A 21,508-nucleotide genomic window follows, 5' to 3' on the forward strand; every position below is an offset into this window, starting at 1 on the left:
GGGCTCACCCGAGCAGCGACGCCAGTGCCGCCGCCAGGGCGGCGCCGGAGCCGGAGTCCTCGGCGCGCCAGGCGATGTGCCCGTCGGGTCGCACCAGCACGGCGCCGGTATCCGCGAGCCCGCACAGGCGCCGGAGCCGGTCCCACGTCTCGCCGGACGCGGCCTGCCCCGTCAGAACGGACGCGGTGATCGGAAGGCCCTGTCGGGCAGCATCGTCGACACGGTCGCGCCACTGCTCGCCTGCCGTGGGGCCGTGGAGCAGAGTGAACCCGGTGCCGATCAGGTCGAGGGTCGAGCGCGAACCGGTCATCCGCACGTGCGGAAGTCGATGCCCCGGCAGGCCCGACGGGGTGTAGCCGCCGGTGTCGATCGACGATCCTGCGTGTTCGGCGGCGTCGACGACGGCCTCCGACCGGTACCGCGCGGTCAGGAGCAGTTCGTCGTCGATGCGGTACCCGCCGCGGGCGCAGGCATTGCCGAGTGCGACGTCGATGACCTGCCGGGCGATGGGCCTGCGCTCGGCCTCGTAGGTGTCGAGCAGCCCGTCACCGGCGTGCCCGGACAGGACGGCGGCAAGTTTCCACGCCAGGTTGTCGGCGTCGCCGATACCGACGTTCATCCCGTGCCCACCGGTCGGCGGAACGGCATGGGCCGCGTCACCGGCCAGGAACACGCGCCGGTGCCGGTACGCGGCGGCCAGTGCGGCGTCCATCCGCCACACCGATGTGTCGACGACCGATACGTCGAGGTCATCGACACCGGCGGCGGCACGGACGATCTCGCCCCACCGGGACTCCTCGAACACCGTCGGATCCTCGGTCTCGGGATCGTAGGGGTACTGATAGATCCAGTGGGTGTCGTTGTCGATCGCCATGAACCCGCCCCGGCCGGGCGGGGTGAGGAAGTAGGAGGCGCTGACCCGGTCGGCGACGAGTGCACCCAACGGTGCGCGGAACCGGACGCTGACGTAGTGCCCCAGCCCCGTGTCGCCGTCCATCCGGATCCCGCACTGCGCCCGGACGGTACTCCTGGATCCGTCGCAGCCGACGAGGTAGTCGGCCTCGATGCTCGACCGCGCGCCGGTACTCGAGTCGCGCAGGTCGGCCGACACACCGGCCCGATCCTCGGTGAACGAGGCGACCTCGGAACCGAATCGAATTGCGCCCCCGGCGAGTTCGCTCGCCTCCTCGAACAGGATCGCCTCGAGGACGTCCTGCGAGCAGATCACCCCGGGCGCGGGAGTGACCTCCCGGCCGTCGGCACCCGGATCGACGGTGGCGCGCACGAAATCGGGTGCGGTCAGAGTCGTTCCGCAGTACATCGACACGTGTTCGGGAGGCAATCCGGCCGACCGCACCCGATCCTCGAGCCCCACCCGGCGTAGCACTTCCATCGACCGGGCCGAGATCCCACGGGCCTTCGGGTGCACCGACGTGCGCGGACGCTTCTCCACCAACGTATTCTCGATCCCGTTGCGGGAGAGCATAATCGACAGCACGAGCCCGACCGGCCCACCTCCGACGATGACGACCCCACTCGTTCGATGTCGCATTCACACCCTCCCTCCGCCAGGTCCACACGAACCCGGAACACTCCGACCCTGTAACGCTAACTCGCTCGAATTTACGTTACAGTGACCGGTAGTTGTCTACCCGTTTTCCGGAGGAGCTGATGGTGGATCTGCGCGGCGACAATCCTCGCGGCCTGCGGTTCGTCGTCGACGTCGCGAACGCGTACCGCAACGACTCGACGCTCCCGATCGACGCCTTCCAGGAGCTCGTCGACCGACATACCGCACCCGGCACCGCCCTACCGAGCCGCGGCGATGCCGCCGAACTCCATGCTGCGATCGACGACATCGTCGGGATTCTCGCCGCCCAGGAACCCGATGCGGCAGCACGGCGGATCAATGCCACGTTGAACCGGTATCCGGCCCACCCGCACCTCGTCCAACTCCCCGGGCGCCCCTGGTCGATGCACCTGCGCTCCGACACGACGAACCGCGCGCAGTGGTTTGCGTCGACTGCCGCGTTCGCGCTCGGGCTGTGGCTGAGCGAGAAGGGCTCGTGCGCGTGGGGCACGTGCGAGGCGCCCGGGTGCGACGACTTCTTCATCGACTCCGGGCGCCGGGCTCCGCAGCGCTACTGCACACCTCGGTGCGCGACCCGAGCCCGCGTCGCGAACCATCGCCTCAAACACTCGGCCGGCTGACCGCGCTGCCGGGGCGGCAGGAACGGCCGGTCACAGCCAGCGCGGCGGTTCCAGGTCCGAGCCCGCGCTCAACCCGATCGCCCCGCGGCCCGACGCCCATCGGACGACGGACGCGAGTGGGCCCACGACGGTGTCCGTGGGCGGCGCATCCTCCTGCACCACGACCAACCGTCGCTCGTCCACCTCGAGGGCCAACCCCGCACCCTCGCCCTTGCGGCGCCACACGCCGACGATGTCGTCGAGCAGGGAGTCGAGCACCACCTCCGGGATGTCCTCGAACCGGCCACCGTTGCCTAGGTCCACGGCGTGGATCCACACCTCACGGCTGCGCATCCACGCCGTCTCCGACGCCGGCACCATCCGCCCCTGCGCGGTCCGGACCTGTGCCGTCCAGGCCGGGTCCGGGAGGATGCGCCACTTCTCGTCGAGCTGGGCCGCCGTGTGGGTGAACAGGTTTCGCAACGATCCAGGGCTGAGGGTCGCGCCTTCGTCGATCTCCCGGGCCCGCTGCTCCATGGACTCGTACATCGGCGTCTCGATGCCGGTCGCCGCCCAGTCCAGGATCCGGCACAACGCGGCGGCGTTGTAGCCGACGTGCGCAATCAGCTTCCGCCTGGCCCACCCCGCGAGCAGGCTCGGGCCGTCGAAATCCGCGTCCGACAGCACCGCCAGCCGCTGCGCGAAGTACGCGGTTCCTTCGCGCGCGATGTCCAGGCGCTCGCCCAGATCCAGATCGTTGAAGGCCACGAGCACTCCTACTCGACGATGGTCTTGTTGCGCACCGAGCCGAGTCCCTCGATGCTCACCTCGACGGTATCCCCGTCACCGATGTAGCGCGCGGGCTTGCGCGCATGTCCGACGCCGCCGGTGGTGCCGGTGATGATGACGTCACCGGGCTGGAGCGTGACGATGTGGGAGATGTAGTCCACCAGCTTGGCGGGCGTGAACACCAGGTCGTCGGTGGTGGCCGACTGCATGACCTCGCCCTCGAGCCGGGTCTCGATGCGGGTACCGAGCTTGTAATCGGTGTCGAGGACCGGGCCGAAGCCGCTGGTCTTCTCGAACGTCTTGCCCTGATCCCACTGCAGGGTGCGGTACTGGTAGTCGCGCATCGTGTAGTCGTTGATCACCGAGTAGCCGGCGATGTAGGCGTCCGCGTCGGCCTCGGACACCCGGTACGCCTGCTCGCCGATGACGACGGCCAGCTCTGCTTCCCAGTCGAGCTGCGACGCCGCGTAGGCGGGCACGATCACGTCGTCGTACGGACCCGTGAGCGCTTCCTTGAACTTCGAGAACAGCGTCGGGTACTCGGGGAGTTCGCGGCCCATCTCCTTGATGTGGGTGCCGTAGTTCAGGCCCACGCACACGATCTTCCCGGGGTTCGGCACCACCGGCGCGTAGTCGGCGTACGCGAGGTCGACGACCGCTCCCGACGCCTTCTCGGCGACGGTCCTCCAGTCCGGGTCGTTCAGCAGTGCCGACAGGTCCGCGTACCCGTCGATGGCGGTGGCGGAGGTGTCGGAATCGACGCGGACGGCCGCGGTTCCGTCGCCGCGACGAAGAGTGGCGAGACGCATGAGGGTCAGACTCCTTCGGAGATATGAGTGCGATGAAACTGCAGACGCTCCACGATCGGCGCGTCCGAGAAGGCGAAAAGATCTATACCGCCGTCGGTTTCGAGGGACCACGGCACCCACGACGGGACGACGATCATGTCGCCCTTCGCGACGACGTGAGCCTGATCGCCGAGCAGGAAGCGGCCCTCGCCCTCGAACACCTGGAACACCGTCGAGCCGACGTCCCGGCGGGTGCGGGTCGACGCGCCGGGACGCAGGCGGTGGAACTCGGCCCGGATCGTCGGCATCACGTCCCCACCCGTGGTCGGGTTGGTGTACCGAACGGCGGCATGCCCGGGTTCGGAGGTTGCCGGGTAGCCCTCCGCCTCGAGCGCGAGCTGTTCCCTCAGTGCGGCGTCGGTGTGCTCCCACCGGTAGCACGCGATCGGGGAACTCGTCTGTGCGCCGACCCCGACCAGTGGCCGCAGACCCGGGTGCGCCCAGAGCCGTTCCGAGCGTGAAACATCCGGTGTCGACGTATCGGTCACGCCGTCGGATCCGAACTCGAAGAACCCGGTGTCGGTGTAGTTCACGAACGGGATGTCCAACCCGTCGATCCACGCCATCGGGTGATCGGTCTCGTTGTGGTGACCGTGGAAGGCCCAGCCGGGTGTCAGCAGGAAGTCGCCGCGACGCATCGCGACCGGGTCGCCGTTGACGACGGTCCACACGCCCTCACCCTCGACGACGAACCGGAAGGCGTTCTGCGAGTGGCGGTGCTCCGGTGCGGTCTCGCGCGGGCCCAGGTACTGGATCGCCGCCCACAAGGTGGGCGTCACGTACGGCACCCCGCCGAGACCCGGATTCGCCAGCGCGATGGCGCGACGCTCGCCGCCGCGCCCGACCGGGACCAGATCGCCGGCGCGCTGAGCCAACGGGTACAGCGTGGACCACTTCCACACGAATGGAACGGCTTTCGACTTCGGTGCCATCGGCATGAGGTCGCCCAGCTGCGTCCACAGCGGGTTGAGGTTCTCGGTGGCGAAATCGGCGTACAGCTGATCCAGCTCGGGTTCGTGGGCTTCGGCGGCAGTCATGGACTCTCCTCGTGAGCACTCGCGTGCGACGTCCGCCCCAACGTACGTAGGCGCACCGGCGCAGGCCCACGCAATTCTGCTGTGCGGAACTTGCGCCGGTTTCTGCGCAAACCGGCCTGCGTGGCTGCGCTTCGCGCATAGTTCCGGCGCGATTCGCCTGCCTACCGTGCCTGCACACCGACGCCGACCGACCCGGAGAACGGCCGGTGCCCCGCCCCTTGCAGAGGAGAACGACATGTCCACCCCGACGATGAGCTACGACGAACTGCTAGAGGCCCGCCGCGCGAGCGGTGTCGCGATGTTCAACGACAACCGGATGAAGCTCGGCATCTTCGGCTCGAACGTCAGCCACGGGCTGATGGCCACGCACGCGGAGACCACCTACGAACTGACGTGGGACCACGGCAAGAAGATCGCCCAGCTCGCCGACCGTCTCGGCTTCGAGGCGATGCTCCCCGTCGCCCGCTACCGGGGCATGGGTGGCGAGACGAACTTCAACGGCTCCAATTACGAGACCCACGCGTGGGCGGCCGGTATCGCCGAGGCCACCGAGAACATCATGGTGTTCACCACGATTCACGTCCCCACCAAACACCCGATCGTGGCCGCCAAGGAGTCGGTGACCGTCGACCACATCTCCGGTGGACGGCACGGACTGAACATGACCATGGGCTGGTACAAGGCCGAGATGGAGATGTTCGGCGGCACCCAGCGCGAGCACGACGTCCGCTACCGCTACGGCTCGGAGTGGATCGAGGTCGTCAAGCGCATGTGGACCGAGGGTGAGGGCGTGAACTTCACCGGCGAGTTCTTCGAGATCAAGGACGCGTTCTCCTCGCCCAAGCCGATCCAGCAGCCGTACCCGGTGCTGGTGAACGCCGGCAACTCGCCCGCCGGACTCGAATTCTGCGCTCGGGAATGCGATTTCAACTTCATCGCGTTCTCCGACCCCGCGGAGGCGAAGGACACCGCGTCGCGGGTGCGCGGCATCGCCCAGGAGCAGGGCAGCGACCTGGGAATCCTCAGCTACGGCAACATCATCTGCCGCGACACCGAGAAGGAGACCAAGCAGCTTCTCGACCACATCCTCGAACAGGGCGACTGGGACGTCGCCCGCCAGGTGTCCGGCGGACTGGGCTCCGAGAGCGGCTCCTTCGACAAGATCAAGGCCATGCAGGAGCGGTTCATCCTCGGCTACGGCGGCTACCCGCTCATCGGAACCCCGGAGCAGATCGTCGACCAGCTCCTCGAGCTGGAGCAGGCCGGCGTCGGCGGCATGATGGTCGGCTTCCTCGACTACGTCCAGGAACTCGAGTACTTCGGGGAGCGCGTGCTGCCGCTCATGCGCGAAGCCGGCCTGCGCCAGTGACGCGGAAGTGGTTGTGACATGAAACTTCTCACTGTCTACGGGAGTCCGACACCACCGGGCAAGCTCACTCGCGCACTCGGCCTGATCGAGGACGACGTGCGGGGGCGGCATCCGGGTTGGATCGTCGACCGGTTGATCCCTGAACCCACCGCGGATCCCGTCGTCGCGCTCTGGGGCGACGACGCCGTCGACCGCGTGTGTGCCGCGGACGCGGTGGTGCTCGCCTCCCCGGTGTTCCGCGGGTCGTTCACCGGCACGCTGAAACTGCTCGTCGACGCCCTGCCCAACGAGGCCCTGCGCAACAAACCCGTCGGGATCCTCACCGTGGCGGCCGCCCCGCACCACTTCCTCTCCGCGGAGCGGCACCTGCGCGACGTCCTGGCCTGGTTCGGTGCCCTCACCGCCCCCAACGGCGCGTTCTTCGTCGACCGCACGTTCGCCTCCGACGACGTTCCGGCCGACGCCCGTGCGGACCTGCGCGAGTTCGTCGAACAGGTCACCGTGCTGGCCGAGCGCCTCCCCGGGCACCACTTCGGGCCCGACCCCCTCCACGTGCGATTCACCCGGTCGAGCGCGTCCAGCGCAGCGACCCCGGCGACAAGGAAGACGACATGACCACCATCGAGTCGGCGCTGCGAGCCGATACGGCCCGAAACTACATCGGCGGACGCTGGGTGCCGTCGAGCACCACCGGAACGTCGTACTCGCCGGCGACCGGTGAACCCCTCGGCACCTACTACGAGGCCGACGGCGAGCAGGTGCGCGAGGCCATCCGGATCGCCAAGGACACCTTCGCCACGCACGCGTGGCGACGCGACCGGCACCTGCGCGCCAAGGTGCTCGAGGAAATGGCCGACCGGATCGAGGCGGCGTCCGGCGAACTCGCGATGCTCCTGGCCCGCGAGAACGGAAAGATCCTGCCGGAGGCCGACTTCGAGCTCAGCCTCACGCCGTCGAAGCTGCGGTACTACGCCGCGCAGGCCCTCACCGATTCGGGTCGGGGTGGCCGGGTGCGCGACGGCGTGTACTCGATGCTGCTGTCCGAACCGATCGGTGTCGCGGGCGTGATCGTGCCGTGGAACTCGCCGGTCGTGCTGTCGGTTCGGTCGTTCGCGCCCGCTCTCGCCGCCGGCTGCACCGTCGTGATGAAGATGGCGGCGCAGACGGCGCTCGTGAACGCCCGCCTGGCCGAACTACTGGCCGACTGCCCGTCCCTGCCCCAAGGCGTGCTCAACATCTTCACCGAGTCCGGCAGCGACGGCGCGAAACTGCTCGTGTCGTCGCCGGACGTGAACGCCGTGAGCTACACCGGCAGCACGGCGGTGGGCCGACAGATCATGGCGGCCGGCGGCGCCACCCTCAAGCGACTGTCCCTCGAACTCGGCGGCAAGACACCGATGATCGTGTTCGACGACGCGGACGTGGATGCGGCGGTCGGGACCATCGTCGCCGGTGTCACCACGTTCACCGGACAGTTCTGCATGACGGGCAGTCGGATCCTGGTGCAGCGGTCCATCGCCGACCGGGTCCGGGAGGCGCTCGTCCAAGCCTTCGGTCGCGTGAACGTGGGCCCGGGCGACCTGGACACCTCCCACATGGGGCCGATGATCGACGTCGCCTCCCGAAACCGCCTCGAAGCACTGCTCGCCGAGCACGTCGGCGACGCGGAGGTCCTCGTGCGCGGCGGGCGTCCCGACGATCCGGCGCTCGCGCAGGGCGCCTACTTCCGCCCCGCACTGCTGGCGGTCGACGACGTGAATTCGCCGCTCGTGCAACGCGAACTGTTCGGCCCGGTCGCGACGTTCGAGGTCTTCGACACCGAGGACGACGCCGTCCGGATGGCCAACGCCACCGAGTACGGACTCGCGGCATCGGTGTGGACCCGCGACGGCGCACGCGGGCTGCGCATGGCCGACGCGCTGGACGCGGGCACCGTCTGGACCAACGGATGGGCCGTCGTGGTCGACCAGTTCGAGGAGGGCGGCTACAAGCAGAGCGGTCTCGGGCGCCTCAACGGCCACCGCGCCCTCGAGGAGTTCCAGGAGTACAAGCACGTGGTTCAGGTGATCTGAGCCGGCACGGGTGGGGGCGTCGACACACCGGACGACGCCCCCACCGCCGCCGTCTCACGAGCGGCACCGCCGCAGTCTCACGAGCGGCACCGCCGCAGTCTCACGAGCGGCACCGCCGCAGTGTCTCCGACGGGGACTCCCCGTACACCTCCCGATACAGCGACGAGAACCGGCCGAGGTTGTAGAACCCCCACGCCGCGGCCACGTCGGTGACCGTGACCTCGCCGGACGACGGGTGCAGCAGATCGTCCCGGACACCGCGCAGGCGAACGTCCCGGATGTACTGGATCGGCGTGCGATCGAGGTGCCGCACGAACTGGTTCTGGAGCGTGCGGGCGCTGATGCCCGCCACGGCCGTCAGATCCGCCAGCGTCGGCAACGCCCGGGCGTGGTCGTGCACATGATCGAGGGCGCGCTGCAACGCGTCGGGAACGGTCTGCCGGGACGGCTGGTCGAGGAGTTCGCGGTGCGGTCCACCCGCGGCCATGACGAGATTCGTCAGCGTCAACGATTCCAGGTGCCGCCGAGAATTGTCGTATCGGGTGAGAATGCCCTCTTCGTCCCATTCCGAACGCATGAATTCGACACATCGAAGCAAACCCCTGCCCGCATTCGAATTCAGATCGACGACGAGGTCGAAATCGACGGGTGCAGCGATTCGGGTCTGCGTCAGATTCTCCAGATGACTCTCCAGATCCGGCCGCGGCACCCGCAGTGCGAATTGCGCGGTGTCCGAATCCCACTCGATCTTCTGCACGTGATGCGGCACCAGAATCGCCGCGCCCGCCATCGCGGTGGTCTCACCACGCACCGAATCGCCGCGCGAGACGCGACTTCCACCGAAGAGGGTGATGTTCACGTGATACCAGTGCTCACTGGGTGGAAGCGTAATGAGCGCTCCCACACCATAAGTCAGATAACCTAGGGTGAGGGCACCGTTCTGCACGGCGTTCAGGCGCGCATCGAGACGACTCGCTCCCCGAGGTTCGAGAACGTGTGGTTCGTATACCTCCGAAACGACTGCCTGGGCGAGGTCGACGTCGTCCGTGTGTAATCGCCCGTGCTGACGCAGTGGCTCGAATGCCGAGGGTGGCAGGGGCATTCCGACCTCCACGAGAAGGGTTCCGAATCAGGGATTCCCGACAATCCCCGGCATTGTCGTCGATAGTAGCCACGAGACCCGCTCAGATCGACCCCCTCGACATTCGCACGCACCGATACCGCCCCGATTTCCCGGCGTTTCCGCGGCGGTCGAACGCGGATGTCCCACACGGATTCCGGCCGACCGGTCAGCGACGCCCGCGGGAGTTGAGCCGGGCGGCCTGGCGCGTCAGGTGGTCGCGCTCGGCGATGTTGGTCGCCTGTCGGGCGGCGTCGGCGTACAGCCGGGCCGCCGTGTCCAGGTCGTCGGCGCGCTCGTGCAGATGCGCGGCCACCGCGGCGTGACGCGGCAGCGAGTCGTCCAACTCGGCGAGCGCCGCCAGGCCCGCGTGCGGCCCGTCGGCCTCGCCGACGGCCACCGCGCGATTGAGCCGGACGATCGGGGTGTCGGTCAGGCGCGGGCTCCGGAGCAGGGCGTCGTCCATCGACGAGGTCACTCCGTGACGGTGGGCGGCGCGGTCAGGAACGGGCACAACTCGAGCCACTCGTGGATCGGCCTCCCACCCGCGCCCGGAGCGGCCGACAGTTCCCCGGCAAGTTCGAGGGCGCGCTCGTGGCTGTCGACGTCGATCACCATCCAGCCGGCGATGAGGTCCTTGGTCTCGGCGAACGGTCCGTCCGTGACCGGCGGGCGGCCCTCGCCGTCGTACCGGACCCACATCCCCTCGGGGTCGAGCGCCTGCGCGTCGACGAACTCACCGGTTCCCTCGAGTCGGTCCGCGAAGTCCTGCATGTACTTCACGTGGGCCGAGATCTCCTCCGGCGTCCACTGGTCCATGGGCACGTCATTGGCCGGAACCGGGGCGCCGCGGTAGTGCTCGAGCAACAGGTACTTGGCCATCGTTGTTCTCCTCGGTGCTGGTGCGACCCATTCTGGTCGCATTCACTGCAGGGAGGGAGCCGGTGATCGATTCTCGACATGGCCCACGAGAATTTCTCGAATCTCGTGCAGCCGGGTGCGTCGACCCGGGCCGATGCGCGGCGACCGGGATTCCTCTACGCAGAAACTCGGCACCTCAGCCGACGTGTGCGATCTCGACCTGGACGTCGCGGACGGTGGCGCGTAGTTGCGCGATCAGGCGGCCGTCGAGGTGCTGGCGATAGCGCGTGGTGGGCACCGCCGCAGTCAGTGCCGCGATCGCTTCCCGCCGGCCGTTGCGCAGTGCGACACCGAACGCGGCGACACCGGCCTCGGTCTGCTCGACGTTCACGGCGAAACCGACCGCGCGCGCCGCCTCGAGTTCGGCGTGGAAGGCGTCGAACTCGTCCGGCGCCAGTCGGCGATCCACGTCGAAGTCGGGCGACGACGGCCGGTCGGGGTGCGGCTCGTCGGCGGGGCGGAGGTATAGCTGTTCGAGGGTCTGCCGCGGCAACTCCGCCAGCAGAATCCTGCCCCCGGCCGTGCGTTCCGCCGGCAACACCTGGCCTTGCCGGTCGCCTACCCGCAGCATCGATTCCGATTCGGCGGAGTACAGGAAGCGAACCTGAGAGCCGACGCGGATCACCACGTTGATCGTCTCACCCGTCGACGTCGCCAGGGCATCCACGTGGGGCCGGCAGATGTCGGCGAGTTCGCGAGTCCACCCCTGCTGGGCCGGACCGACGCCCATGGCCGGGCCCGGGTGGTAGCGGCGCTTCTCGTCCTGGACCGCGAACCCGCGATACACCAGCATGGCGAGCAGGCGGTGCGCGGTGGACGGCGCCGTACCGAGTTCCTCGGCGGCATCTTTGAGACGGAGCGCACCGACGTCGCGCAGCATCTGGAGCAGGCGCAGAGCGTTGTCGACCGAGTCGAGCGCGTACGAGGGCCGGGTGATCGTCTTCGCCGCCTTCTTCCCCGGCGAGTTGTTCCGCATGACAGAACTCTATTGCCTGCACATCGTCGCGCACACGAGGGTCTGACTCAGAGGCCGCGAACAGCCACCAGTCCGGTCGCGGTGCATTTCGAACCGATCTCGATCTCAAGGAGTGTCATGTCCGCGTTGAAGGACACGCACGTCATCATCGCCGGCGGCGGCATCGGCGGCGCTGCGAATGCCCTCGCCCTCGCCCGCCGCGGCGCACAGGTCACGCTCTTCGAGCGGGCGTCCGAGTTCGGCGAGGTCGGCGCGGGCCTCCAGATTGGACCGCACGGTTCGCGAATTCTGAAGGAGTGGGGCATCTTCGACGAGGTGGTGGCCAAGGGCGTGCTGCCGAAGAATCTCGTCTTCCGGGACGCCGTGACCGCCGAGGTGCTCACCAAGGTCGACCTCGGCCGCGAATACCAGCAGCACTACGGGGGCGTCTACTTCGTGGTGCACCGCTCGGACCTGCACACCATCCTCGTTTCCGCCGCTCGGCGGGCAGGCGCGAACCTGATCACCGATGCCGACGTCGTCGACGCCGTCACCGAGGGCGACCACGTCCACGTCACGCTCGCCGACGGCACCGTCCATACCGGTGACGCGCTGCTGGGCATGGACGGTCTGCACTCGACGCTGCGCCGAAAGATCCACGACGACAAGCCGGTCGGCTCGGGATACGTCGCGTTCCGCGGCACCGTGCCGATGGAGGAGGTGCCGTTCGCGGACGAGATCGAGGACGTCGTCGGCTACATCGGCCCGCGCTGCCACTTCATCCAGTACCCGCTGCGCGGTGGTTCCATGCTGAACCAGGTGGCAGTGTTCCAGTCCCCCGCCTTCCTCCGCGGCGAGGAGATGTGGGGCAGCCCCGAGGAACTCGCGCGCGCCTACGACCACTGCCACGAATCCGTGCGCAAGGCTCTCGGCTACCTGTGGACCGACAAGTGGTGGCCCATGTTCGACCGCGAACCGGTCGAGAACTGGGTCGACGGGCGCATGATCCTCCTCGGTGACGCGGCGCATCCACCGCTGCAGTACCTCGCCTCCGGCGCCGTCATGGCACTCGAGGACGCCAAGTGCCTGTCCGACTACGCGGCCGACGACCTGCGGGGCGACGACGCGCATTGGCCGACGATCCTGCGTGATGTCAACGCCGAGCGGGCACCTCGATGCAACCGCATCCTCACCGTCGGACGGATGTGGGGCGATCTGTGGCATCTCGACGGCGCCGGACGCGAGGCCCGCAACGAGCTGTTCCGAATCCGCGACACGTCCAGCTACAAGTACACCGACTGGCTGTGGGGCTACGACTCGAACCGCAACCGCGTCGGCGCTCCGGCGTAGGACCGGTCGGCGATGGCGGTCAGTTCGTCTCGCCCGACGATCTTGACGCGTTCTCGACCCTGTGCGTCGCCGAGCTCCCTTTCGGCGGAATCGATCCGGAGCCAGCCGGCCCAGCCCGTCGGCCGAACGCCCCTGTCCTGCAGCAGCCTGTCGGCGGCCCGCCTTCCCGTGCGTGCGCGAGAGCCCGCGACGGTCCGCTCGAGCAGGGTCTCGACGGTCTGTCGTGCATCGGATTTCGTCGATCCGATCAACCCCACAGGGCCCCGCTTGATCCACCCCGTGGTGTAGAGCCCGGGAACGTGGTTGCCGTCGCCGTCGACCACGGCCCCCTCGATGTGCGGGACGGTTCTGGTCCCGTGATCGAACGGGACGCCGGCCAAGGGTGTGCTCGCGTACCCGATCGCGCGATAGACCGCCTGCACTTCGTGCTCGACGAACACGCCCGACCCGGATACGTGTCCGTACCCGTCCGGGACCATGATCTCGGTGCGCAGCCCGTCGACGGAATCGGCGCCGACGACAGCCGCCGGGGCCTGGTGGAAGTGCAGGTGTACCCGCCGCGACGCCGTGCGCCGGCTCGTGGGGACGCGCGCCCACTCCCGCATGGTTTCCACGACATGGCGAACCGGAGTGAACTGCCGTGTCATCCGGTCGAGATGTGGATCGGGTTCGAGATCAGCGGGATTCACGACTATGTCGACGTCGTACTGGTTGCCGAGTTCGCGCAGTTCGATCGGCGAGAAGCGGACGTCGGCGGGGCCGCGGCGGGAGAACAGATGCACGTCACGGATCGGGTTGGCCGCGAGTCCCTCGTACACGTTGTCGGAAACGTCGGTGTCCGACAACGTGTGCGCGTGTTTGACAAGCATGCGGGTCACGTCCAGGGCCACGTTGCCTGCACCGACGACCGCCACCGACTCGGCGTGCAGTGGCCACGCGGTCGACGCGTCGGGATGACCGTCGTACCAGGAGACGAAGTCCGCGGCGCCGAACGATCCCGGCAGGTGAATGCCGGGAATATCCAGCGGTGCGTCCCGCAACGCGCCGGTGGCGATGACGACGGCGTCGTACGAGTCGCGCAGTTCGGCGACGGTGATGTCGGCACCCACTTCGACGTTGCAGAGCACTCGGATGGTGCTGCCGTCGAGCACGACGTGAAGAGAGTCGATGATCTTCTTGATCTTCGGATGATCGGGCGAAACGCCGTACCTGACCAGCCCGTAGGGAACGGGTAGCCGCTCGAACAGGTCGATCTGTGTTCCCGGCGCAAGCTGGGAGAGGATGTCGCACGTGTGAATTCCGGCCGGTCCGGCTCCGACGACGGCGACCTGCAATGGCAACGTCATAGCGTCGATCTCCTGGATGTTCGGGGGCGCTCATTCGGTCGCCTGCGGCCGGACCGCCGCTACGACGGGGTGGTCGCGGCCGATCGGACCGGTCCGGGACCCACCTCCCGGCGAGCCGAGTTCATCGAAGAACTCGACGTTCGCGGTGTAGTAGGCGGCGAAATCACGTGGTAGATCGTCTTCGTAGTAGATCGCCTCGACCGGGCAGACCGGTTCGCACGCACCGCAATCCACGCATTCGTCGGGATGGATGTAGAGCATCCGATCGCCTTCGTAGATGCAGTCGACAGGGCACTCCTCGATACACGCCTTGTCCTTGATGTCCACACACGGCAGCGCGATCACATACGTCATGCGCACGAGGCTAAAACCTCAACTGGGGTTGAGCTCAAATCGGCGCCGAGTCGGCAGGCGACATCGACGGCAGCATCGATTCGACGTGAACACGAAAACCCCTGCTAAGCCGTGCAATACATGGAGCTCGAGCGCCGAGCACGGCACACCTGTGACCGAGAGCCAGCGGCGCCACCGACCGGACACACCCCTCGCTCCCGCACCCGCGCAGAGCGGTCGCCTATCCCAGTGACATACGACACATGTGCTCGAAAATTCCACTGCCCCTCGGGATATCGTGGCCGGCATGCTTGACAGCGAAACTCTGAACTCACTCGCACAACGACTCTCACCCGGCGCCGTCCTCACCGATCCCGACCTGCTCGAGTCCTACCGCCAGGATTGGAGTTTCGACCCGGACGCCGGGACGCCGGCCGCGGTCGTACGTGCCGCCGACACGGCGGACGTCCAGGAAGTACTCAGGTTCGCCGTCGAGAACGGCGTTCCGGTCGTTCCCCGAGGCGCAGGCACCAGCGTGGTCGGCGGATCCACCGCCATCGACGGGGCCATCACCCTCAGCCTGGAGCGGATGAGCGCGATCACCGTCGACCGTGCATCACGGACGGCGGTCGTCGGGCCGGGAGCCGTCACCGTCGACGTCAAGTCGGCCGCCGCAGCAGCCGGGTTGTTCTACCCACCGGACCCGTCGTCGTTCGAGATCTGTTCGATCGGCGGCAATGTGGCGACCAACGCAGGCGGTCCCTGTTGCACGAAATACGGCGTGACGAGCGACTACGTCCTGGGCATGACGGTTGTTCTCGCCGACGGTTCGGCCGTCGAACTCGGCGGGACCCGCGTGAAAGACTCCCCTGGATTGGCGTTGGCGAAGCTCTTCGTAGGGAGCGAAGGAACGCTCGGAGTGATCACCAGCATCACCCTTCGGCTCGTTCCCCAGCCGGCCGCACCTCACACACTGGTGGCGTACTTCCCGCACATGTCCGATGCAGCTGCCGCGTCGCAGGACATCACGGCTGCTCTCAGACCGTCTCAGCTCGAGATCATGGACAACGCCGCCGTCAATGTGGCCGAGGATTTCCTCAGAATGGATCTCGATCGGACGGCAGGCGCGCTGCTGATTGCTCGCTCCGACGCCGGCGCCGCCGCCGAGAGCGAGTTGAGCGCGATGCAGCGGATGTGCGAAAGCAGGGGTGCCACAGCTGTTTTTGCAACCGACGACCGGTTCGAGGGCGAACTGTTCGACCGCCCGCGTCACGCGATCTACGAGGCATTGGAGAAGGTCGGTGCGCTGATCAGCGACGACGTGGCGGTGCCGGTTCAGCGCCTCTCGGAGCTGACGGACGGCCTGGCAGCGATCGCGGAGCGGCACCGGACGACCATCGTCAGCTGCACACATGCCGCAGACGAGCTGACCCACCCTGTCCTGAGCTACCCGCATGGCGACGAGTCGGCCGCCACCGCCGCAGCAGCGGCGCGAGGGGAGATTCATGAACTCGTCGCTGCACTCGGCGGCACTGTTCCCACCGAGTACGGCGTCGGACGTCGGAAGCGAGCCGTTCTGGCCGCCGGCCTGTCCCCGGAACTCCTCGCCCTGAACCGTCGTATCAAGCAGGCGGTCGACCCGACCAACATCCTCAACCCGAAAGTCCTGATTTCTTCACTGGACGAACCTCCCCAGCGCGTCGGTTGAACCGTTGCGGCGCCGCACGGCCGAGCGGATCGACCTGCGCGGCGCCGCCGGCGGTTGAGCGGAATGAGCGCGGATACGCTCGGTGTCAGTTGTTCGCGATGAAGTCCGTTACCAGGCGGTTGAATTCGTCGGGATGCTCGATCATCGCCCAGTGGCCACAGTGGTTGAGGATCACGAGGCGGGAGTCGGGGATGAGCGCGAGCAGCACAAGCGAGTGCTCGTAGGAGACGACCCGGTCGTCACGACCGTGGATCAGCAGGGTCGGCACGTCGACCTTCGGCAGGTCCTCGAGTCGCACCCACTTGGGGATCGGGGCCCCCTTCGGCAGGCCCGCCAGGTAGTTCTCGAGGTGCTCGGGGCGCGCCAGCGCGGCGTCCGAGCGGGCGGCCAACAGTTCCGGCGTCGCGAACTGCTTGTCGTAGACCATGATCTCGATCAGCTTGCCCATGGCCTCCGGCGTCGGATTGCGGTACGCCTCGATCAGCACCTTGAGACCTTCGCTCGGCCCGTCGCCGGGGGCGAACAGCTTGGGACCGGGCGTGGGCGGCCCCATGGTGACGAGGTGCGAGATCCGGTCCGGGTGTTCGGTGGCGAACCGCATCGACGTCGCACCGCCCATCGAGTTCCCCACGAAGGCAGCCTTCTCGATGCCGAGCGCGTCCATGAACTGCAGGGCCGTATCGACGTGATCGAGGCGATCGACGGTGGCGGCGTCCGACTGGCCCCAGCCGGGCATGTCCACCGCGTACACGTGGAAGTGTCGGGCGAGCGCCTCGATGTTCCCGGAGAAGTTGCTCCATCCGGTAGCGCCGGGACCGCTGCCGTGCAGCAGGATCACCGGATGGCCGCTGCCGGCCTCCTCGTAGTGCAGCTTCCAATCGCGGGTGCGGACCGTGCGGCTGGTATCGGACTGGGTGAGTGACATCGTTGTGTTCCTTTGCGTACGAGTGTGTCTCGAAGAGACGTCAGGACTGCAGGAGATCGGCGACGACCTGCGGCGCGCGGTGGCCCCAGGTGTCGAGCTTGTCCAGATGCTTGATCTCCCAGGTGGCGTCGTCGATGATCAGTCCGCCCCAGCCATATTCGATGTTGAATCCCGACGGCGTGCGGACGTAGAAGCTGAACATCTCGTCGTTGGGGTGCATGCCCAGCGTCATCTCGAACGGCTGCTTCGCATCCATGCAGCGGTCGTAGGCCAGGCCCACGTCGTTGATGTCCCCGACCTCGATCATGAAGTGGTGCATGCGCTTGGGGAACGGCATGTCCGCCCACGCCACCGAGTGGTGCCGGCCGTTGCAGTGCGTGAACACGGCGTCCGCATACACGCCCGGCGCCACCTGCTCCTTGATGAAGTCGGTGATCTTGAAGCCGAGGATGCCGTACCAGTCGAGGATCGTCTCCCGATCGCCTCGTTCCATGAGGAACTCGTGCCCGGCACCGCCGTCACCGGTGACGAAGCGCGAGAACAGCTTTTCGGATCGGAACGGGGTGTCGGCGTCGGCCAGACCCACGATCAGCTCCACGCGGTTGCCGACCGGGTCGGTCGTGACGACGATCCGATCGACCTTGCGGGCCGCGGCGAGATCCGCACCGCCCTCGACGACCTCGGTCCCGGCCGCGCGCAGCCCGCCGACGATCTCGTCCAGATCCGTCTCGGTCGCGCACGCGAATCCGGTGAACGCCAGGTCGTCCGCGTCGCCACGGACGATGATCCACCGGTGTGCCTTGGAGTCCATACGGAGGAAGAGGGCGTCGTCGGATCGGTCGGCCAGTTGCATGCCCATCAGATCGACGCCGAAGCGCTCCCAGGCGTCGAGATCGCTGGCCTCGACACCGATGTAGGCGAGTTCGGTCACGCTGGTCATCAGTGGTTCTCCTTCGTTGGGATCAGGCGGGGACGCCGAGTCCGCTGACGTCGGCGGCGGCGACGAACTTGTCGGGGCGGACGGCGACGGCGCGGGCACCGAACCTGCGCAGCCAGGGGCCGAGGACCTCGTCGAGGTCGACCAATTCGTCGGGGCCCTGAGTGTGCTTGTCCTGCGGGCGGACTGCGATGTAGCGCGCACCGAGCGCGTCCCATGCGGCCTTCTCCTGCGGACTCAGCAGCGACGCCGGGTCGACGTCGTCACCCAGGAGCACGAAGCCATCACCGAGCAGGTCGTCCAGACGAGCGATCACTCCTCGGGTGTCGCCGACCTCGGGCTGCGGCACCATCCGGCCGACGATGCTCGACTCGTCGATCGGACCGCGCAACCACCCCGCGACCAGGAAGGGCGGCGCGATCAGCGGCGGCTCCGGCGGGTTCTCGGGGCCCTCGGGCGGGGTCGCGAGGTCGGCCTGCTCCTCTTCCGACAGCTCCTGCTTGATGATTCGGCCCAGCTCGACCGCCAGATTCGTGTACATCGCGGCGTTGGGGCGGCGCTCCGCCTCGTACGTGTCGAGGAAGCTCTCGTCGAGCTCCCCCTTGATGACGCCCGCCAACTTCCAGCCGATGTCGTAGGCGTCGCGCATCCCGGTCTGCATCCCGGCCCCGGCCCACGGCGGCATGAGATGCGCCGCGTCGCCGACCAGGAAGGTTCGACCCACACGCCAGGTGTCGGCCATGCGGGTGTGATGCCGGTAGAAGGCGTGCTGGTGGATCTCGACGTCGTCCTCGGTGACACCGAGCGCGTTGAGCAGCGGCCACACCTGCTCGTTCGTGGCGAAAGCCGCCTCGCTCTCCCCTGGCTGAAGGGGCAGTTCCCACCGGTGGTTGCCCTGCGAGAGCGAGATGTCGACCACGGGACGCTTCTTGTCCGACCAGAACGTGAGCAGGTTGCGGTCGGGCCACCACCGCTTGACGCGGCAGTCGATGACGATCCACATCACGTCGATCGTGTCGCCGAGCAGTTCGACACCCAGCTGACCCCGGGTGGGGCTGCTGCCGCCGTCGCACCCCAGCACGTAACGCACACGCGTGGAGGAGGTTTCGCCGGTCGCGGTGTCCTTCGCGGTCACCGTGACGCCGGCGTCGTCCTGCTCGAGAGCGACCATCTCCGACCCGTACCGGACGTCGAGGAGTCGGTCGTACCTGGCCGCGCACTCGCGCAGCTTCGCTTCCATGGTCGGCTGGTAGATGTTGAAGAACCGCGGCTTGATGCCCAGCGTCGACGGCGGATGGTCGATGCGGAGCAGTTCGACACCGTCGTAGGTCTGCCAGCGCAGCGCACGTTGCGGGTCCATGTCCTTCTTGACGGCCTCGTCCACGCCGAGGTTCTGGAAGATGCGCATCGTCCAGTCGTTGACAGTGACGGCCCGCGCGCGCTGGTAGATGTCGCGGTCGCGCTCGAACGCGACGGCGGAGATGCCGTGCTTGGCCAGCGTGAGCGCCGCGATGACGCCGCTCGGGCCGTAGCCGACGATCGCGACGTCGGCGTCGTACTTCTCGTTCATGAGCAGGGCTTTCGTGTGTTCGACCGCAGCGCGTGCGGTGCGGATTCGGATGTGAGTTCCCGGGACCGAGCGGTCCGTGCCGCCCTCCCGCAAGCCATGTTTTGGAACGATCGTTCCGTCCAATAGTGAGCAGCGTAACAGCGCCGCGAGAGCTGTCAAGAAGCAATTCGGGAGCCCGGCGCCCGGCGGGGAGAAACGCGGCGCGACCTACACTGGCGGGATGGAGAACGCCGCACCGAGTGGAAACCGACGAGGTCGGCGCTCACGCCAGGAGATCCTCGACGTCGCCGCCCGGGTCATGTCCGCGCGCGGATACGCGGGGACATCGATGTCGGTTCTGGTCAAGGAGACAGGCCTGCCCCGCAGCGCCTTCTACTACCACTTCGAGTCGAAGGCCGGCCTGCTGTCCGAGGTGATGGCCCGGGGCGCCCGGGCATTCTTCGACGCGATGCGCGCAGCGCACCGGAACCCACCGACGGGCGGCTCACCGCGCGAGCGCCTGGGCTGGTACCTGCAGCAGACGGGTGAGGTCTCCGTTCACCACGAGGAGTTCCTGCGCCTGATGCTCGTCCTGGTGATGAGCAACGAGGCGGCCGAAGCCGCCGAGGCGATGCGGACCGTCATCGACGTACGGACCGAGGGCCGCGAACTGATGCGGGACATGATCCACTCGGCGTTCGCGGTCGAGGGGGACGACATCGCGACCGCCGTTGCCGACGAACTCGCACACTTCGGCATGGCCGGCTTCGACGGCGCCTTTGTCTCCCGGCAGACGAAGGACGGAAAATCGATGGCCGAGTTCATGAGTCAACTCACCGATGCGCTCGCTGCCATCGGCGAGGCGCGGGTCGTCACACTTCGGGCGCAGGCGGGCACCGGAAGTACGCCGGCTCCCGCCGTCTGAGCGGCTACCCCTCCCCCGCGACCGGATCCGACCAGATGTCCATCGGCACACTCGCGATACTGCGACCGCGCTCGTCGAGGATGCGGCCCATGCGTTTGAAGTACCGCAGCGCCACGGTGCGGTCGAGGATCGTGAGGGTCGGCACGATCTGCCGCATGTGCTGCTCGGTGCGGTGGACGTCCTCGAGGGAGCGGACCCAGACGGAGAAGTAGAAGTTGGCGGGCGCCCCGGTGAGCACGAGACACGCACGCGTCTCCGGCAACGCGACGAGTCGACGGGCGACGTCGTCGCACTCGTCGACCGGGACGTGCGCCCACATCGACACCGACACCGGCCACCCGGACAGCGGCTGCGCGACGTCGCAGCGCAGCAGCACCGCGCTCCGGTCCAGCAATGCGTTCAGTCGGCGCCGGGCGGTGCTGACGCTGCAGTCGAGTTCGGCGGCGATCTCGGTGAGGGAGGCGCGACCGTCACGGAAGAGCGCGGCGATCATCCTGCGGTCGGTGGCGTCGAGCGGCCGCGACGACGACCGGCGCCGGCCGGGTGCCCCCAGGTGGCCGCGCTGGTCCGCATCGAGCGCGCGTAGTTGCCAGTCACCGCCCAGCGCGTACGGTCGGATCACGAGATGCGGTCTGGTCGAGCGGATTCCGGGCAGCTTCTCGATGCGCAGCACCATCCGCGACAGTGCCCCCAGGTCGGACACACTCACCGTCAGCAGGAGGTCACGCGAGCCGCTCGTGTGCTCGACGGTGAGCACGTGCGGTCGGCGGGACAGGGTCTCGGCGGTCGCCTGCGTCTCCCCGGCCACGCACTCTATCTCGACCAGCGCCGCGGTCTGCGGCCCCGCCGGGTGCGCCGTCACCCAGGCCGAGCCCGCTTCCGCCAGCCGATTCCACCGCCGCGACGCGGTCACCGGATCCACGCCGAGCGCGCCGCCCACCTTCGACCACGAGGCGCGAGGGTCGAACTGGAGCACGTTGATCAGACTCAGGTCGATCTCGTCGAGACCGTCAAATTCCTGAACATCAAGTTCGTTCACGACAAGATCCTGCAATTCGGCCGGGTGTGATGCACGTCGTGTGCATCATGCCTGAACCCGCTGCACACTGGGCACCGCCGAACCGAGAGGAGACT

General features: G+C 67.8%; 20 protein-coding genes and 1 pseudogene. 7 read left to right on the plus strand and 14 right to left on the minus strand.

Annotation, left to right across the window (positions count from 1 at the left end; genetic code table 11):
* Window positions 1-4: 4 nt before the first annotated feature.
* Complete coding sequence (locus tag ACQ5DX_RS20690; RefSeq protein ID WP_430334352.1) at window positions 5-1,552, minus strand: FAD-dependent monooxygenase; 1,548 nt, start codon at window positions 1,550-1,552, stop codon at window positions 5-7.
* A gap of 92 nt (window positions 1,553-1,644) precedes the next feature.
* On the opposite strand from ACQ5DX_RS20690, the gene ACQ5DX_RS20695 reads away from it, so the two are divergent.
* Window positions 1,645-2,211, plus strand: coding sequence for a CGNR zinc finger domain-containing protein (locus ACQ5DX_RS20695; RefSeq protein WP_430334353.1), 567 nt, complete (start codon window positions 1,645-1,647; stop codon window positions 2,209-2,211).
* 30 nt (window positions 2,212-2,241) lie between these two features.
* Here ACQ5DX_RS20695 and ACQ5DX_RS20700 read toward each other — a convergent pair whose 3' ends face one another.
* Genes ACQ5DX_RS20700 through ACQ5DX_RS20710 form a run of 3 tightly spaced genes read right to left on the minus strand, consistent with a single transcriptional unit; the run spans window position 2,242 to window position 4,864 of the window.
* Entirely contained in the window at window positions 2,242-2,958 is a 717-nt protein-coding gene (locus tag ACQ5DX_RS20700) for a maleylpyruvate isomerase family mycothiol-dependent enzyme (protein ID WP_430334354.1), read from the minus strand.
* An 8-nt stretch (window positions 2,959-2,966) separates the two neighbouring features.
* Entirely contained in the window at window positions 2,967-3,788 is an 822-nt protein-coding gene (locus ACQ5DX_RS20705) for a fumarylacetoacetate hydrolase family protein (protein ID WP_430334355.1), read from the minus strand.
* Between the two features lie 5 nt (window positions 3,789-3,793).
* The gene (locus tag ACQ5DX_RS20710) at window positions 3,794-4,864 is read right to left on the minus strand and encodes a cupin domain-containing protein (protein ID WP_430334356.1); all 1,071 of its coding nucleotides are present in this window, start codon (window positions 4,862-4,864) and stop codon (window positions 3,794-3,796) included.
* 235 nt (window positions 4,865-5,099) lie between these two features.
* Between ACQ5DX_RS20710 and ACQ5DX_RS20715 the strand changes: the two genes are divergently transcribed.
* Genes ACQ5DX_RS20715 through ACQ5DX_RS20725 form a run of 3 tightly spaced genes read left to right on the plus strand, consistent with a single transcriptional unit; the run spans window position 5,100 to window position 8,305 of the window.
* Complete coding sequence (locus ACQ5DX_RS20715; protein ID WP_430334357.1) at window positions 5,100-6,233, plus strand: LLM class flavin-dependent oxidoreductase; 1,134 nt, start codon at window positions 5,100-5,102, stop codon at window positions 6,231-6,233.
* An 18-nt stretch (window positions 6,234-6,251) separates the two neighbouring features.
* Window positions 6,252-6,848 (plus strand): NADPH-dependent FMN reductase, encoded by a 597-nt coding sequence (locus tag ACQ5DX_RS20720; RefSeq protein WP_430334358.1) that lies wholly within the window; start codon window positions 6,252-6,254, stop codon window positions 6,846-6,848.
* A complete protein-coding gene (locus tag ACQ5DX_RS20725; protein WP_430334359.1) occupies window positions 6,845-8,305 on the plus strand; it encodes an aldehyde dehydrogenase family protein in 1,461 nt (486 codons plus the stop codon). Before ACQ5DX_RS20720 ends, ACQ5DX_RS20725 begins: the two co-directional genes overlap by 4 nt.
* 100 nt (window positions 8,306-8,405) lie before the next feature.
* On the opposite strand, the gene ACQ5DX_RS20730 is transcribed toward ACQ5DX_RS20725, so the two are convergent.
* The 4 genes and pseudogenes from ACQ5DX_RS20730 to ACQ5DX_RS20745 all read right to left on the minus strand — a co-directional run bounded on the left by ACQ5DX_RS20730 (window position 8,406) and on the right by ACQ5DX_RS20745 (window position 11,322).
* Window positions 8,406-9,407 (minus strand): AraC family transcriptional regulator, encoded by a 1,002-nt coding sequence (locus tag ACQ5DX_RS20730; protein ID WP_430334360.1) that lies wholly within the window; start codon window positions 9,405-9,407, stop codon window positions 8,406-8,408.
* Window positions 9,408-9,594: 187 nt separating this feature from the next.
* Window positions 9,595-9,864: pseudogene (locus ACQ5DX_RS20735) on the minus strand (RNA polymerase subunit sigma-24); the annotation flags it as partial.
* Between the two features lie 35 nt (window positions 9,865-9,899).
* Window positions 9,900-10,307, minus strand: a complete 408-nt coding sequence (locus ACQ5DX_RS20740) for a YciI family protein (RefSeq protein ID WP_430334361.1) — start codon at window positions 10,305-10,307, stop codon at window positions 9,900-9,902.
* A gap of 175 nt (window positions 10,308-10,482) precedes the next feature.
* Window positions 10,483-11,322 (minus strand): IclR family transcriptional regulator, encoded by an 840-nt coding sequence (locus ACQ5DX_RS20745; protein ID WP_430334362.1) that lies wholly within the window; start codon window positions 11,320-11,322, stop codon window positions 10,483-10,485.
* A gap of 117 nt (window positions 11,323-11,439) precedes the next feature.
* Here ACQ5DX_RS20745 and ACQ5DX_RS20750 point away from each other — a divergent pair, with 117 nt between their 5' ends.
* The gene (locus tag ACQ5DX_RS20750) at window positions 11,440-12,651 is read left to right on the plus strand and encodes an FAD-dependent monooxygenase (protein WP_430334363.1); all 1,212 of its coding nucleotides are present in this window, start codon (window positions 11,440-11,442) and stop codon (window positions 12,649-12,651) included.
* On the opposite strand, the gene ACQ5DX_RS20755 is transcribed toward ACQ5DX_RS20750, so the two are convergent.
* Both ACQ5DX_RS20755 and fdxA read right to left on the minus strand, forming a co-directional pair.
* Complete coding sequence (locus ACQ5DX_RS20755) at window positions 12,612-13,997, minus strand: FAD-dependent oxidoreductase (protein ID WP_430334364.1); 1,386 nt, start codon at window positions 13,995-13,997, stop codon at window positions 12,612-12,614. The genes ACQ5DX_RS20750 and ACQ5DX_RS20755 overlap by 40 nt on opposite strands.
* Window positions 13,998-14,027: 30 nt before the next feature.
* The gene (fdxA, locus tag ACQ5DX_RS20760) at window positions 14,028-14,351 is read right to left on the minus strand and encodes a ferredoxin (RefSeq protein WP_430334365.1); all 324 of its coding nucleotides are present in this window, start codon (window positions 14,349-14,351) and stop codon (window positions 14,028-14,030) included.
* 286 nt (window positions 14,352-14,637) lie between these two features.
* Between fdxA and ACQ5DX_RS20765 the strand changes: the two genes are divergently transcribed.
* Window positions 14,638-16,038: an FAD-binding oxidoreductase gene (locus ACQ5DX_RS20765; protein WP_430334366.1), complete on the plus strand. Its 1,401-nt coding sequence runs from the start codon at window positions 14,638-14,640 to the stop codon at window positions 16,036-16,038.
* An 85-nt stretch (window positions 16,039-16,123) separates the two neighbouring features.
* Here ACQ5DX_RS20765 and ACQ5DX_RS20770 read toward each other — a convergent pair whose 3' ends face one another.
* The 3 genes from ACQ5DX_RS20770 to ACQ5DX_RS20780 are packed head-to-tail and all read right to left on the minus strand — an operon-like array spanning window position 16,124 to window position 19,470.
* Window positions 16,124-16,963 (minus strand): alpha/beta fold hydrolase, encoded by an 840-nt coding sequence (locus tag ACQ5DX_RS20770; protein WP_430334367.1) that lies wholly within the window; start codon window positions 16,961-16,963, stop codon window positions 16,124-16,126.
* A gap of 40 nt (window positions 16,964-17,003) precedes the next feature.
* Window positions 17,004-17,903 (minus strand): VOC family protein, encoded by a 900-nt coding sequence (locus tag ACQ5DX_RS20775; protein ID WP_430334368.1) that lies wholly within the window; start codon window positions 17,901-17,903, stop codon window positions 17,004-17,006.
* Window positions 17,904-17,925: 22 nt separating this feature from the next.
* A complete protein-coding gene (locus ACQ5DX_RS20780) occupies window positions 17,926-19,470 on the minus strand; it encodes a bifunctional 3-(3-hydroxy-phenyl)propionate/3-hydroxycinnamic acid hydroxylase (RefSeq protein ID WP_430334369.1) in 1,545 nt (514 codons plus the stop codon).
* 220 nt (window positions 19,471-19,690) lie between these two features.
* Between ACQ5DX_RS20780 and ACQ5DX_RS20785 the strand changes: the two genes are divergently transcribed.
* Complete coding sequence (locus ACQ5DX_RS20785) at window positions 19,691-20,374, plus strand: TetR/AcrR family transcriptional regulator (RefSeq protein ID WP_430334370.1); 684 nt, start codon at window positions 19,691-19,693, stop codon at window positions 20,372-20,374.
* Window positions 20,375-20,378: 4 nt separating this feature from the next.
* Here ACQ5DX_RS20785 and ACQ5DX_RS20790 read toward each other — a convergent pair whose 3' ends face one another.
* Window positions 20,379-21,413, minus strand: coding sequence for an Lrp/AsnC family transcriptional regulator (locus ACQ5DX_RS20790; RefSeq protein ID WP_430334371.1), 1,035 nt, complete (start codon window positions 21,411-21,413; stop codon window positions 20,379-20,381).
* Between the last annotated feature and the right edge of the window lie 95 nt (window positions 21,414-21,508).

Source organism: Rhodococcus sp. ACT016 (assembly GCF_050477185.1).
Taxonomy (GTDB): Bacteria; Actinomycetota; Actinomycetes; order Mycobacteriales; family Mycobacteriaceae; genus Prescottella.